15 protein-coding genes are annotated in these 14026 nt (G+C 60.6%); 13 read left to right on the forward strand and 2 right to left on the reverse strand.

What is annotated here, in order from left to right:
* Positions 1–109: 109 nt before the first annotated feature.
* Positions 110–928 (reverse strand): alpha/beta fold hydrolase, encoded by an 819-nt coding sequence (locus CUJ84_RS08720; RefSeq protein WP_245457541.1) that lies wholly within the window; start codon positions 926–928, stop codon positions 110–112.
* A gap of 10 nt (positions 929–938) precedes the next feature.
* On the reverse strand, positions 939–1877 hold the full coding sequence (gene choX / locus CUJ84_RS08725) for a choline ABC transporter substrate-binding protein (protein WP_105005887.1): 939 nt from the start codon (positions 1875–1877) through the stop codon (positions 939–941).
* Positions 1878–1984: 107 nt separating this feature from the next.
* Between choX and betI the strand changes: the two genes are divergently transcribed.
* The 13 genes from betI (at position 1985) to CUJ84_RS08790 (ending at position 13997) form a co-directional block, all read left to right on the forward strand.
* Positions 1985–2563, forward strand: a complete 579-nt coding sequence (gene betI / locus CUJ84_RS08730; protein ID WP_105005888.1) for a choline-binding transcriptional repressor BetI — start codon at positions 1985–1987, stop codon at positions 2561–2563.
* Between the two features lie 419 nt (positions 2564–2982).
* The gene (locus tag CUJ84_RS08735; RefSeq protein WP_105005889.1) at positions 2983–3879 is read left to right on the forward strand and encodes a VOC family protein; all 897 of its coding nucleotides are present in this window, start codon (positions 2983–2985) and stop codon (positions 3877–3879) included.
* On the forward strand, positions 3876–4721 hold the full coding sequence (kdsA, locus tag CUJ84_RS08740) for a 3-deoxy-8-phosphooctulonate synthase (protein WP_105005890.1): 846 nt from the start codon (positions 3876–3878) through the stop codon (positions 4719–4721). The genes CUJ84_RS08735 and kdsA overlap by 4 nt, the downstream gene beginning before the upstream one ends.
* Before the next feature lie 245 nt (positions 4722–4966).
* On the forward strand, positions 4967–6241 hold the full coding sequence (gene eno, locus CUJ84_RS08745) for a phosphopyruvate hydratase (protein ID WP_105005891.1): 1275 nt from the start codon (positions 4967–4969) through the stop codon (positions 6239–6241).
* A gap of 137 nt (positions 6242–6378) precedes the next feature.
* Positions 6379–6699: an FtsB family cell division protein gene (locus CUJ84_RS08750; protein WP_018241902.1), complete on the forward strand. Its 321-nt coding sequence runs from the start codon at positions 6379–6381 to the stop codon at positions 6697–6699.
* 145 nt (positions 6700–6844) lie between these two features.
* Positions 6845–7891 (forward strand): pyruvate dehydrogenase (acetyl-transferring) E1 component subunit alpha, encoded by a 1047-nt coding sequence (gene pdhA / locus CUJ84_RS08755; protein ID WP_024320711.1) that lies wholly within the window; start codon positions 6845–6847, stop codon positions 7889–7891.
* A 15-nt stretch (positions 7892–7906) separates the two neighbouring features.
* Positions 7907–9298, forward strand: a complete 1392-nt coding sequence (locus tag CUJ84_RS08760) for a pyruvate dehydrogenase complex E1 component subunit beta (RefSeq protein WP_105005892.1) — start codon at positions 7907–7909, stop codon at positions 9296–9298.
* Between the two features lie 15 nt (positions 9299–9313).
* On the forward strand, positions 9314–10672 hold the full coding sequence (locus tag CUJ84_RS08765) for a pyruvate dehydrogenase complex dihydrolipoamide acetyltransferase (RefSeq protein WP_105005893.1): 1359 nt from the start codon (positions 9314–9316) through the stop codon (positions 10670–10672).
* Between the two features lie 19 nt (positions 10673–10691).
* Positions 10692–11333 carry an SGNH/GDSL hydrolase family protein gene (locus tag CUJ84_RS08770; protein ID WP_105005894.1) on the forward strand — a complete coding sequence of 214 codons (642 nt, stop codon included), beginning with the start codon at positions 10692–10694 and terminating at the stop codon, positions 11331–11333.
* Positions 11334–11335: 2 nt separating this feature from the next.
* Entirely contained in the window at positions 11336–11917 is a 582-nt protein-coding gene (locus CUJ84_RS08775) for a GNAT family N-acetyltransferase (protein ID WP_027684823.1), read from the forward strand.
* 16 nt (positions 11918–11933) lie between these two features.
* Positions 11934–13382, forward strand: coding sequence for a dihydrolipoyl dehydrogenase (gene lpdA / locus CUJ84_RS08780; RefSeq protein ID WP_105005895.1), 1449 nt, complete (start codon positions 11934–11936; stop codon positions 13380–13382).
* Positions 13383–13457: 75 nt separating this feature from the next.
* Positions 13458–13712 carry a GlsB/YeaQ/YmgE family stress response membrane protein gene (locus CUJ84_RS08785; RefSeq protein WP_003539329.1) on the forward strand — a complete coding sequence of 85 codons (255 nt, stop codon included), beginning with the start codon at positions 13458–13460 and terminating at the stop codon, positions 13710–13712.
* Between the two features lie 36 nt (positions 13713–13748).
* Positions 13749–13997, forward strand: coding sequence for a GlsB/YeaQ/YmgE family stress response membrane protein (locus CUJ84_RS08790; protein WP_012757333.1), 249 nt, complete (start codon positions 13749–13751; stop codon positions 13995–13997).
* The last annotated feature ends 29 nt before the right edge of the window (positions 13998–14026 follow it).

The following is a 14026-nucleotide window of genomic DNA, read 5'->3' on the forward strand; positions in this document are numbered from 1 at the left end:
TGAATACGTTCACCCTGCGCTGCGTCGGTTTGGTGACGCTGGTCGGACCTTGCTGAACCTTCCGGGACAATCCCACTTAATTGCCGCGCATTCTCAGAGAGGAAGCTTTTCAGGCAAAAGTGACGTGAAAGAAATCACGGAGAACCACCGAGACCTTCTCGGGATTCTCCCAGTGCGGGTTATGTCCGAACCCTTCCATCAGGACCGATTGTGCTTTCGAGAGCGCATCTTCAAGCGCCAGCCGGTGACCCGCATCGAACAGCACATCCTCGCTACCACCGATGCAAAGTACGGGCATTCTGACCTGTGCCGCGGCCTCCGTCAGATCGAGTGTGGAAAAGCAGATCAGAATGCCATGCCAGATCTCTGCCGACATAGCTGCTGCCTCACGGCTGAGGGGGGCGAGGAAAGATGGATCGACCGGATGCGGACAGGCGTGCCAGAGATCGAAGAATGGATCGCCGGGATCGATCGGATCGCAAAGCCCAAGGATTCCGTCCGTGACCGGATCGCGCTGCGGAAAAGCCGGGCGCACCGTACCGGAGATCGTGACCAGCGCGGCAACAACGTCGGGCAGCCGGGCAGCAAGGTCGATACCGATCATGGCTCCCATCGAATGGCCAATGACCGCGAAGCGCTCAACAGAGAGAGCCGCCGTCAGCACAACGATGTCATCGGTGAAATCCGCGACGGTCATGCTTGCCCCGACCTCGGAGCCTCCATGACCGGGCAAATCCGGGATGACAAGTCGGTAGCCGCAAAGCCACGGCTCCAATAGCGAAAAGCTACGGCTGGAATCCGAGTAACCGTGCAGCAGCAGTAGCGTCGGCCCCGAGCCACCGCTATCTATATATGCGAGCGACCGCCCGTCGATAAGGCGCAGCGTGCGCTTGCGGGCCGTCCATCCGTCTTGATCGACGATGCTCATCAAAACGGGCTCACAGCGCGAGCTTGGCTTTCACCGCCCCAAGCCCCGGTTTGCCGTCGAGGGTCGTCACGCCATCCAACCAGGCATCGAGACGTCGCGGTTCGCTGACGATGGCTTTCAGGCCAGCCTCCTCCGGAGCTAAACCATCCGCCATTAGATAACCCATGCCTCTGTTTTCGAAATCGACGTCGAAAGTCAGGTTTTGCAGCAGTTTCGCGACGTTGGGGCATTCCTGATGGTAACCCCTGCGTACCTGCGTCGAGACCGTGGCTGCGCCGAAATCCGGTCCGTAGAACTTATCTCCACCGGTCAGGTATCTGATATCCAGCGCGGTATTCATCGGATGCGGCGCCCAGCCCTGGAAGACTATGAAGGCCTTGTTCTTTACGTGGCGCTGGACCTCGGCGAGCATGCCCTGTTCGCTGGATTCGACAACGTCCCAGCCGGAAAGACCGAGCGTCTGATCCTTGACCGCGTCCAGCATCAACTGGTTCGAGCCGGGCTCGATGCCGTAGAGCTTCTTTTCGAACCGATCGGGGAATTTCTGCAGGTCGGCGAAATCTTTGACACCGGCGTCCCAGACATAGGTCGGGACCGCAAAGGTGTATTTCGCGCCCTTCAGATTAGTCACGACGTTCTCAACTGAGCCGTCCTCCTTGTAGGGCTTGTAGTAGGCGACCATGGCAGGGTCCCAATAGCCAAGAAAGACGTCGAGATCCTTGTTTTTCAAGCTGAGATAGATGACGTCAATGCCGAGCAGCGAGCTTCGCGGCTCGTATCCCAGGGCCTTCAAAAGAGTGAGGCCGACGCCAGTGGTGAAGGCGAGATCGTTCCAGCCGGGCTCTGCCATGCGGATCACCTTGCAGCTTTCCGGATCGGCGGCGAAAGCCGGCATGGCTACGGCGCCGAGGAGTATGGAAAGAACGCCTGTCTTCAGATGCCGAATCATTGCATGTCCCCTTTATTGACCAATCGGTTATTTAATTGTCCCATCAGTCAATAATTGATCTTTGCGGAAGAATTGTCAATATTGAGGCAAGATGAACGGGCACGAGCATGAAACTGACTAAAATCAGCGCGATCCGGCGCAAGGAGCTACGACAGGCGGCCTTCGAGGTGCTGCAACAGGAAGGCATGGCCGGCGCGACGTTGGAAAAAGTGGCCGCCCATGCCGGTGCTTCCAAAGGCATCGTGCTGCACTATTTTCGCAGCAAGCAGGAGCTCTTCGAGCATGCGATGCGTGAGGCGAATCTTTCACTCAGTGAGGCGGTGAACGCTCGGTTGAAACAGGCGACGACGCCTTGCGAGCGACTGGAGGCGATCATCGAAGGCAATTTCGAGGAGCGTTTCTTCCGACCTTCCATCTGCCACGCCTGGCTTTCACTTTGCGCCGAGGTTCCCCGCGAGCCGCAGCTCGCCCGCATCCAGAAGGTGATCCATGCCCGCATGCGTTCCAACCTGATGTCGGCGCTGGTCCATCTTCTGCCACGCGCCGAATGCGAGGCCGTGGCGCTTGCGATCACAGCGCTGATCGATGGACTCTGGCTGCGGGCCGGTTTGCAATCGGAAGGACTGACCCGAGATATAGCCCTCAACCAGATGCGCGAATATTTGAAATATCGCATCCCACGCTGAATATCGGCGCAGTGCGCTCGGTGAGGCAAGCGCCCAGGAGTGGCTATGCAAATCTCCTTGGTGTGAACGTGATGCACCGCCCACACGAGTATGGGCTGCTGCGTTACAGGATCAAATCTTGCATTCGTTGCGTCCGCCCGACTTGGCTTGGTAGAGGGCCAAGTCGACCCCTTGTAACAAGTTTTCGACTTGAACGTTCGCGCAGCGTGCCTCGCAAAGGTTGGCGATGATACACCTTTGCGGTCGAGCATATTTCGGTTCGTGAAGGATATGAAGCGGACCGGAATATCGCCGAGACGGTGAATGCGTTCACCGTCCGATGCGTCGATTTGTGACCCTGTCGGCCCTTGCTGAACCTTCCGGGACTTGCCTTAAAGGCCGCGGTGTCACACATCTCTGCCGTGTCAGGGAGGGATATCATGAACACGCATTCCACCAAACCGCATCCGCTGGATCATGTCGTGCTGCCGGTCGTCAATATCGATCTGGCGCGCGAGAGGCTCGGCAAGCTCGGCTTCACCGTTGCCCCCGATGCGCGCCATCCCTTCGGAACGGAGAATGCCTGCGTCTTTTTTGCTGACAAGACCTATCTGGAGCCGCTCGGGATCGCGAGCGTCGAGGAGAGCGCGGCATCGGCGCGGAAAGGCAATGTCTTCACTGCCCGCTACCAGGCCTTTCGCTTCCGCTGTGGCGAGGAGGGGCTTTCGGGGCTGGCTTTCGGCAGCAAGGATGCCGGCATCGATCATCAGAACTTCGTCGGCAACGGATCGAGCGCCGGCGAGATGTTGCAGTTCACCCGGCCGATGACGATGCCGGACGGTTCCGAGAGTATTGCCGGATTCAAGCTGGCTTTTGCCGGCGACCTGCGCGCGCCCGATCTGTTCCTCTTCAACGTCGAGCGCGTCAATCCGCTGCCGGCCGACCGCGGCGCGCTGGAAACACATGCCAATGGCGTCACCGGCATTGCCGAGATCGCGCTCTGCGCGCCTGATGCCGCCGCGTTCGCCGCCTTCGTCGGCCTTGCCGTGGCGCAAGCGGCAGTCGAGAAAACCGGCTTCGGCGTCAATGTCGCGGCGTCGAACGCGAAAATCAGCCTGATGACGCCGGAAGGGCTGGAGGCCTATTTCGAGATCGCCGGCTCATCCGCCGATCGCGGCCTACGCGGCCGGGCAATCCTCTTCATCGTCGCTGATCTTGCCGTGACAGAAGCGCATTTGGCTGCTAACGGGGTGACATACACGCGCAAGAACAATCGCATTCTGGTGAAGCCCGCGCCCGGGCAGGGCACACTCTTCGCCTTCGAGGACACACGATGAGCACTGAGACGAATTCCGAAGTCAAGATCGGCGAAGGCCAAGGCCAGGTCACCTTTTCCAATACCGGCCGCCTGTCGCTGATTGCCGGTCCCTGCCAGATGGAGAGCCGCGACCACGCCTTCATGGTTGCCGGCACGCTGAAAGAGCTTTGCGCAAAGCTCGGCATCGGCCTCGTCTACAAGAGCTCCTTCGACAAGGCGAACCGCACCTCGCTCTCGGCTGAACGCGGTATCGGGATCGACAAGGGCATGGAGGTCTTTGCCGACCTCAAGAAGGAATTCGGCTTTCCTGTTCTGACCGACGTTCATACCGCCGAGCAATGCGCGGAGGTGGCAAAGGTCGTCGACGTCCTGCAGATCCCGGCCTTCCTTTGCCGCCAGACCGACCTTCTCATCGCCGCCGCCAAGACCGGCCGCGTCGTCAATGTCAAGAAGGGCCAGTTCCTCGCTCCCTGGGACATGAAGAACGTCCTGAAGAAGCTCAACGCCAGCGGCAATCCGAACGTGCTGCTGTGCGAGCGGGGCGCCTCCTTCGGCTATAATACGCTGGTTTCCGACATGCGTTCGCTGCCGATCATGGCGGCGATGGGCGCGCCCGTTATCTTCGATGCCACCCATTCCGTGGCGCAGCCGGGCGGGCAGGGCGATTCCTCCGGCGGTCAGCGGGAATTCGTGGAAACGCTAGCGCGCGCAGCGGTGGCTGCCGGTATCGCCGGCGTCTTCGTCGAAACCCACCAGGACCCCGACAATGCACCTTCCGACGGCCCCAACATGGTCTATCTCAAGGACATGCCGCGGCTGCTTGAAAAGCTGCTTGCCTTCGATGCTGTCGCCAAGGCTTGACGTTCAACAGCCTGACATGATCGTGCTATAGGCATGTCGCGAAAAAGTGTGCAGCGGTTTTGCGACAACGACATGCGGAAAGCCAAAGACCTAAAGCGTAGCAAGCGAATCTGAAAGATCGCGACGCGCTTTAGGCGAGATCCGAACACTGGTTCGAAGGCTGGAAATTGCAGCATTGTAATTTGCACGCCTTCGACTAAGACAGGTTTCGAACCGATTTATCACCCACCGAGCAGGAAGAACCCATGACTGCAATCACCGATATCATCGCCCGCGAGATTCTCGATAGCCGTGGCAACCCCACCGTCGAAGTCGATGTCTATCTCGAAGATGGCAGCATGGGCCGTGCGGCCGTTCCCTCGGGCGCCTCGACGGGCGCGCATGAGGCGGTCGAGCTGCGCGACGGCGGCAAGCGCTACCTGGGCAAGGGTGTCGAAAAGGCGGTGGAAGCCGCCAACACCGAGATCTTCGATGCGATCGGTGGCATCGACGCCGAAAACCAGATCCAGATCGACAACATCATGATCGAGCTGGACGGCACGCCGAACAAGTCGCGCCTCGGCGCCAACGCCATCCTCGGCGTGTCGCTCGCCGTCGCCAAGGCTGCTGCCCAGGCGTCCGGCCTGCCGCTCTACCGTTATGTCGGTGGAGCTTCCGCCAGCCTGCTGCCGGTGCCGATGATGAACATCATCAATGGCGGCGCCCATGCCGACAATCCGATCGATTTCCAGGAATTCATGATCCTGCCGGTCGGCGCCGATTCGATCGCCGAAGCCGTGCGCATGGGTTCGGAAGTCTTCCATACGCTGCGCAAGGAACTTGCCGCGCAGGGCCATAACACCAATGTCGGCGACGAAGGCGGTTTCGCACCGGGTCTGAAGAGCGCTTCGGAAGCCCTCGACTTCATCGTCAAGTCGATCGAGAAAGCCGGCTACAAGCCGGGCGAGGACATCTACCTCGGCCTCGATTGCGCCTCGACCGAATTCTTCAAGGACGGCAAATACGTTCTCGAAGGGGAAGGCCGTACGCTCGAATCGGGCGCCATGGCCGAATATCTGGCCGAACTCGCCGCCAAGTATCCGATTATCTCGATCGAGGACGGCATGGCTGAAGACGATTGGGACGGCTGGAAGACGCTGACCGACCTGGCCGGCAAGAAGACCCAGCTCGTCGGCGACGATCTCTTCGTCACCAACTCCGCCCGTCTTCGCGACGGCATCCGCATGGGCGTCGCCAACTCGATCCTCGTCAAGGTCAACCAGATCGGCTCGCTGACGGAAACGCTCGACGCCGTCAATACGGCGCACAAGGCGGCCTATACCGCCGTCATGTCGCACCGCTCCGGCGAGACCGAAGATTCGACCATCGCCGATCTCGCGGTCGCCACCAACTGCGGTCAGATCAAGACCGGCTCGCTGTCGCGTTCTGACCGTCTTGCCAAGTACAATCAGCTGATCCGCATCGAGGAGGGCCTCGGCCCGCAGGCCCAGTATGCCGGCCGCTCGATCATTCGCGGCTGATTGGATCTGATTTCCAATGGTTTGACCCGCGCCTTCCCGGCGCGGGTTTTTTATTGCGCGGTTTTTAGAGTCAACGAACGGTTAATCTCTGCGCGTTAGATTGAACGAATTGGTAATGCGTTCAAGAGCATGCGTGTATGTGGACAAAGCATCATAAGAAGAGAAAGATCGGTCGCTTCGTCATTCCGGCCATGACGGTCGCCTTCCTCTCCTATTTCGGTTATCATTGCATTCATGGCGATTACGGCCTGCGCGCAACGGAGACGTTCGAGCATCAGCGTGTCGCGCGTGAAAAAGAGCTTGCAGTCTTGAAGGCGAAGCGCGAACATCTGGAAAATCAGGTCGCGCTCCTCAGTGACGGCTCGCTCGACAAGGATATGTTGGACGAAAAAGCGCGTTATCAGCTCAATATGTCGCGCGCGGATGAGATCGTCATATTCAACCACTATTCCAATTAACCGGAAACAGGTTAATTAGAATTTTCGTAGTTTTTCCAATAATTTAGCGCCGAATATGAGCCATGCAATTATGGCATTGCTGCGGTCATATTTCTTCCCTATGGTACGCGCGACCAAGAAACGACAAACCCATAGGGAGGGTTGAATGGCGCCGCGAAAGACCGCGACCGTTTCCAGCCGCAAAACTGCAGCAAAACCGGCAGCCAAAGCATCGAATGGAGGTCCTGTAGCCGACTTCGATCGCAATGAAGAGCTCAAGGCCTATCGCGAGATGCTGCTGATCCGCCGCTTCGAGGAGAAGGCCGGTCAGCTTTACGGCATGGGCTTCATCGGCGGCTTTTGTCACCTCTACATCGGTCAGGAAGCTGTCGTCGTCGGCATGCAGATGGCGCAGAAGGAAGGCGACCAGGTCATCACCGCCTATCGCGACCATGGCCATATGCTGGCAACCGGCATGGAAGCGCGCGGCGTCATGGCGGAACTGACCGGGCGTCGCAGCGGCTATTCCCACGGCAAGGGCGGCTCGATGCACATGTTCTCGAAAGAGAAGCATTTCTATGGCGGTCACGGCATCGTCGGTGCCCAGGTCTCGCTTGGAACGGGTCTTGCCTTCGCAAACCGCTACCGCGGCAACGACAATGTCTCCATCGCCTATTTCGGCGACGGCGCCGCCAATCAGGGCCAGGTCTACGAGAGCTTCAACATGGCGGCTCTCTGGAAGCTGCCGATCGTCTATATCGTCGAGAACAACCGTTACGCCATGGGGACTTCGACCGCGCGCGCCACCGCACAGTCGAACTACTCGCTGCGCGGATCCGGCTTCGGCATCCCCGGCATTCAGGTCGATGGCATGGACGTCCGCGCCGTCAAGGCCGCGGCCGACGAGGCGCTCGAACATTGCCGTTCCGGCAAGGGCCCGATCATTCTCGAAATGCTGACATATCGTTATCGCGGTCACTCCATGTCCGATCCGGCGAAATATCGCTCCAAGGACGAAGTGCAGAAGATGCGCTCCGAGCATGACCCGATCGAACAGGTCAAAGCACGCCTCGTCGAAAAGGGCTGGGCTTCCGAAGACGATCTGAAGGCGATCGACAAGGATGTCCGCGACATCGTCGCTGACAGCGCCGACTTCGCCCAGGCCGATCCGGAGCCGGATGTATCCGAGCTCTATACCGACATTCTGCTCTAATCGGGGAGGGAACCCATGCCTATCGATATCCTCATGCCCGCCCTCTCTCCGACCATGGAAGAAGGCACACTGTCCAAATGGCTGAAGCAGGAAGGTGACAAGGTCACCTCAGGCGACGTGATCGCCGAAATCGAAACCGACAAGGCGACGATGGAAGTCGAAGCCGTCGACGAAGGCGTCATCGGCAAGCTTCTGGTTCCTGCTGGAACCGAAGGCGTCAAGGTGAACGCCAAGATCGCCGTTCTCCTGCAGGACGGTGAATCCGCATCCGACATGTCTGCGTCCGCTCCGGCAGCAGCGCCGGTTGCTGCACCGCAGGCCGCGCAGGAGGAAAAGCCGGCTGCCGCAACTTCGGCATCCGCACCCATTCCGGCCGAGCCGAAAGCCCAGGTGCAGAACGATCCAGAAATCCCGGCCGGCACCGAAATGGTGTCGACGACCGTGCGCGAAGCGCTTCGTGACGCCATGGCCGAGGAAATGCGCGCCGACGAAAACGTCTTCGTCATGGGCGAGGAAGTCGCCGAATATCAGGGCGCCTACAAGGTGACGCAGGGGCTGTTGCAGGAATTCGGCCCCCGCCGCGTCGTCGATACGCCGATCACCGAGCATGGCTTTGCCGGCGTCGGCGTCGGTGCCGCCATGGCCGGCCTTCGCCCGATCGTTGAATTCATGACCTTCAACTTCGCCATGCAGGCGATCGACCAGATCATCAACTCTGCCGCCAAGACGCTCTATATGTCCGGCGGCCAGATGGGTGCTCCGATCGTCTTCCGCGGCCCGAATGGTGCTGCGGCTCGCGTCGGCGCCCAGCACAGCCAGGATTATGCAGCCTGGTACAGCGCCATCCCCGGCCTGAAGGTCGTCATGCCCTATACGGCATCCGACGCCAAGGGCCTGCTGAAGGCTGCGATCCGCGATCCGAACCCGGTCATCTTCCTCGAAAACGAAATTCTCTACGGCCAGCACTTCGATGTGCCGAAGCTCGACAATTTCGTTCTCCCGATCGGTAAGGCCCGCATCCATCGTCCGGGCAAGGACGTCACTGTGGTCTCCTTCGGCATCGGCATGAGCTATGCGACCAAGGCTGTCGCCGAACTCGAAAAGATCGGCATAGACGTCGAACTGATCGACCTTCGCACCATCCGCCCGATGGACCTGCCGACTGTCATCGAATCGGTGAAGAAGACCGGCCGTCTCGTCACCGTCGAGGAAGGTTATCCGCAGTCCTCCGTCGGCACCGAAATCGCCACCCGCGTCATGCAGCAGGCCTTCGACTATCTCGATGCGCCGATCCTGACGATCGCAGGCAAGGATGTTCCGATGCCTTACGCCGCCAATCTCGAAAAGCTTGCCCTTCCGAACGTCGGCGAAGTGGTCGATGCGGTGAAGGCTGTTTGCTACAAATAAGGGGAGGGTGTTTCGATGCCGATCAATATCACGATGCCCGCCCTCTCTCCGACCATGGAGGAAGGCAATCTTTCCAAATGGCTGGTCAAGGAAGGCGACAAGGTCAAGTCTGGCGATGTGATCGCCGAGATCGAGACTGACAAGGCGACGATGGAAGTCGAAGCCGTCGATGAAGGCACGGTCGCCAAGCTCGTCGTTGCCGCCGGCACCGAAGGCGTCAAGGTCAATGCGCTGATTGCGGTTCTCGCCGCCGATGGCGAGGATGTCTCCGCTGCCGCAAGCAGTGCGGGTTCCGCCGCTCCGGCATCGAAAGCTGACGGTGCAGCCGCGCCGAAGGCCGAAGCTGCACCGGCTCCGGCCCAGTCTACTCCGGCTGCGGCACCCGCAGCCGCCGCCGCAACCGCCTCAGTTTCATCTGATGGCAGCCGCACCTTCTCTTCGCCGCTCGCTCGCAGGCTGGCCAAGGAAGCCGGTATCGATCTTTCGGCAGTCGCAGGCTCCGGCCCGCACGGCCGCGTCGTCAAGAGCGACATCGAAGCCGCCGTTGCTGGTGGCGGCGCCAAGGCCGCAGCCCCCGCCGCTGCTGCTTCCGCTCCGCAAGCCTCCGCAGCTCCGGCTGCCGCAGCGCCGAAGGGCGCGTCCGAAGAAGCCGTGCTCAAGCTCTTCGAACCTGGCTCCTACGAGCTCGTGCCGCATGACGGCATGCGCAAGACGATCGCCAGGCGGCTGGTCGAATCCAAGCAGACGATTCCGCATTTCTACGTCAGCGTCGATTGCGAGCTCGATGCGTTGCTGGCGCTGCGCGCCCAGCTGAACGATGCGGCTCCGCGCAAGGACAACGCTCCGGCCTACAAGCTCTCGGTAAACGACATGGTCATCAAGGCCATGGCGCTGTCGCTGCGCGACGTTCCGGATGCCAATGTCTCCTGGACCGACAGCAACATGGTCAAGCACAAGCACGCCGATGTCGGCGTTGCTGTCTCGATCCCCGGCGGCTTGATCACCCCGATCATCCGCAAGGCCGAGGAAAAGACCCTGTCGACGATCTCCAACGAGATGCGCGATCTCGGCAAGCGGGCCAAGGACCGCAAGCTGAAGCCTGAGGAATATCAGGGCGGCACCAGTTCGGTCTCGAACATGGGCATGATGGGCGTGAAGAACTTCGCAGCCGTCGTCAACCCGCCGCATGCGACGATCCTCGCGGTCGGCGCCGGCGAACAGCGGGTCGTCGTCAAGAAGGGCGAAATGACGATTGCCACCGTGATGTCCGTCACGCTCTCGACCGACCATCGCTGCGTCGATGGCGCGCTGGGCGCCGAGCTGCTCCAGGCCTTCAAGGGCTACATCGAGAACCCGATGGGCATGCTTGTCTAATAGCGTCGCGGAGGCGGAAATGACCAAGACCGTTCTTTGCTATGGTGACTCGCTGACCTGGGGTTATGACGCCGAGACGATCGGCCGTCATGATTACAAGAATCGCTGGCCGAGTGTGCTTCAGGCAGCGCTCGGCAGTGAGGCCCGCGTCATTGCCGAAGGCCTGAACGGTCGCACCACCGCTTTCGACGACCATCTCGCCGATTGCGACCGCAACGGTGCGCGCATCCTGCCGACGATCCTGCAAACGCATGCGCCGCTCGACCTCGTCATCCTTGTGCTCGGCACCAATGACATGAAGCCGGTCGTGGCAGGCTCCGCCTTTGCCGCATGCCAGGGCATCAGCCGGCTCGTGCGGCTGATCCGCAATCATGCCTGGCCCTTCGAATTCGATGGGCCGGAGATTCTGATCGTGGCGCCGCCGGCGATCCGCGCGACGGGCAACGTGCCCTTCGCAGCATCCTTTCCCGGCGGTATCGAGGAATCGGCAAAGCTTGCAACGCTTTATCGTGATCTTGCCGACGAACTCGGTTGTGGCTTCTTCGATGGCAATTCCGTCGCCAAGACCACACCGATCGATGGCATTCACCTTGATGCGGACAATACGCGTGCGCTCGGACGCGGGCTGGAATCGATCGTGCGGATGATGCTGGGGATCTGACCATGGCCTCCTTTATCGCCCTCCGGCAGGCCTCACGGCGGGATGCCTCGGAGCTGGCGATTCTGGCGGATATCGCATCGCGCGGTTTTGCCTCCTGGCTCTGGTTTGCCGGTGTGGAAAACGGCGTGAGCGACACGCCGCTGGAGCGGGGCCGGCTGAAGATGAGCGAGGAGGAGGCTGTCGGCGGCTGGCGGGATGCCGTCATTGCCGAGGCCTATGGCGAGGTCGCGGGTGTGGCGATCGGCCATGCGCTGGGTGAGGGGATAGGCGATATCGAGGCGACGATTCCGGCAACCGCACCGATGCTCGCCTTGCAAAAAACGGCGATCGGAAGCTGGTTCATCGGCAGTCTCGGCGTCTATCGCCATCTGCGCGGCATCGGCATCGGACGCAGGCTGCTGGACGATCAGATCGAAAGGGCGGATCGCCGGCCCGTCAGCCTGATCACCGCAAGCGACAACGAAGCGGCTTTGTCGCTTTATGGAAGAAACGGATTCCTGGAGGCTGCGCGCGCCGATGCCGTGCCGCTCTTCGAAAACAGCAAGAGACACGCGTGGGTGCTCATGACCCGCAGCGCAGCGTAACAAAGGCAGGAAACACATGGCTGAATCCTACGACGTCATCATCATCGGCTCGGGTCCCGGCGGCTATGTCGCCGCCATCCGCGCCAGCCAACTCGGCCTCAAGACCGCGATCGTCGAGCGCGAGCATATGGGCGGCATCTGCCTGAACTGGGGCTGCATACCGACCAAGGCGCTGCTGCGCTCGGCCGAGGTGCTCGACCATGCCAATCACTTCAAGGATTACGGCCTCGTTCTCGAAGGCACGGTGAAGCCGGATGCCAAAGCCGTCGTTGGCCGCTCGCGCGCCGTCTCCGCCCGCCTGAATGCCGGCGTCGGCTTCCTGATGAAGAAGAACAAGATCGACATCATCTGGGGCGAAGCGAAGATCACCAAGCCCGGCGAGATCGTCGTCGGCAAGTCGTCGAAGCCGGTCGTCGAGCCGCAGCATCCGCTGCCGAAGAACGTCAAGAGCGGCGAAGGCACCTATACCGCCAAGCATATCATCATCGCCACCGGCGCCCGCCCGCGCGCGCTGCCCGGCATCGAGCCGGATGGCAAGCTGATCTGGACCTATTTCGAGGCGCTGAAGCCGGACGTGCTGCCGAAGTCGCTGATCGTCATGGGCTCGGGCGCGATCGGCATCGAATTCGCCAGCTTCTATCGCTCGATGGGCGTCGATGTGACGGTCGTCGAAGTCATGCCGACCATCATGCCGGTCGAGGATGCCGAGATAACGGCGATCGCCCGCAAGCAGCTTGAAAAGCGCGGCCTCAAGATCTTCACCAGCGCCAAGGTCTCGAAGGTCGACAAGGCCACGAACAGCGTTACCGCCCATGTCGAGACGGCCGATGGCAAGGTGCAGCAGATCACTGCCGACCGGCTGATTTCGGCCGTCGGCGTTCAGGGCAATATCGAAAACCTCGGTCTCGAGGCGCTCGGCGTCAAGACAGACCGCGGCTGCGTCGTCATCGACGGCTACGGCAAGACCAATGTCGCCGGCATCTATGCGATCGGCGATGTCGCCGGCCCGCCGATGCTGGCGCACAAGGCAGAGCATGAGGGCGTCGTCTGCGTCGAAAAGATTGCAGGCCTGCCGAACGTTCATCCGACCGACAAGGGCAAGGTCCCGGGCTGCACCTATTGCAACCCGCAGGTCGCCTCCGTCGGCATCACCGAGGCGAAAGCCAAGGAACAGGGCCGCGACATCCGCGTCGGCCGCTTCTCCTTCGCAGCGAACGGCAAGGCGATCGCGCTCGGCGAAGACCAGGGCATGGTGAAGGTGATCTTCGACAAGAAGACCGGTGAGCTGCTCGGCGCCCACATGGTCGGCGCCGAAGTCACCGAGCTCATCCAGGGCTTCGTCGTTGCGATGAACCTCGAAACGACCGAGGAAGAACTGATGCACACGATCTTCCCGCATCCGACCGTGTCCGAAACGATGAAGGAAGCGGTGCTCAATGCTTACGGCCGTGTGCTGAACGCTTGAGAATTTCCGAAGCTGCCCTTTATGTCCGAGTGGAAAGCCATTCCGCTGGGGTGGAAAAAACGAAAGGAAATCATCATGTCTATGGAGACGCAGGCGTTGCTGGTATTTTTGCTGATCGGCCTGGTCGCAGGCTTCCTCGCAAGCCTGGTCGTCGGTGGCGGCGGGCTGATAAGATGCCTGCTGAGCGGCATCATCGGCGCCTTCGTCGGCGGTTATCTGTTCAGCGCGCTCGGCATTTCGCTGGGCATTGAAAACGCGCTGGTCGTACAGATCATCCACGCCACCGTCGGCGCCATCATCGTGGTTCTGATCGCCAGGGCGGTCGCTTGAGGCGTAACTGAGGGCCAACTTGAGGGTAGGGCAGGCATGGAAAGCGTCGGTTGGATTTCGGCAATCATCATCGGTGGGCTTGCGGGCTGGCTCGCCGGCAAGCTGATGGAAGCGCGATATGGGATTTTTCTGAACATCGTGCTCGGCATCGTCGGCTCGGTCGTCGCAAGCGCTGTCCTCGCACAATTTCATGTCGAGGTGGTCGGCGGGCGGCTCGGTTATTTCGTGACGGGTTTTCTCGGCGCCTGCCTGCTGATATTCCTTGCGCGGCTGGTGCGGCGCTAGATCCGATTGATTTGCCGCATAGGGGCGGT

The organism is Rhizobium leguminosarum, assembly GCF_002953715.1.
Classification (GTDB): domain Bacteria; phylum Pseudomonadota; class Alphaproteobacteria; order Rhizobiales; family Rhizobiaceae; genus Rhizobium; species Rhizobium leguminosarum_V.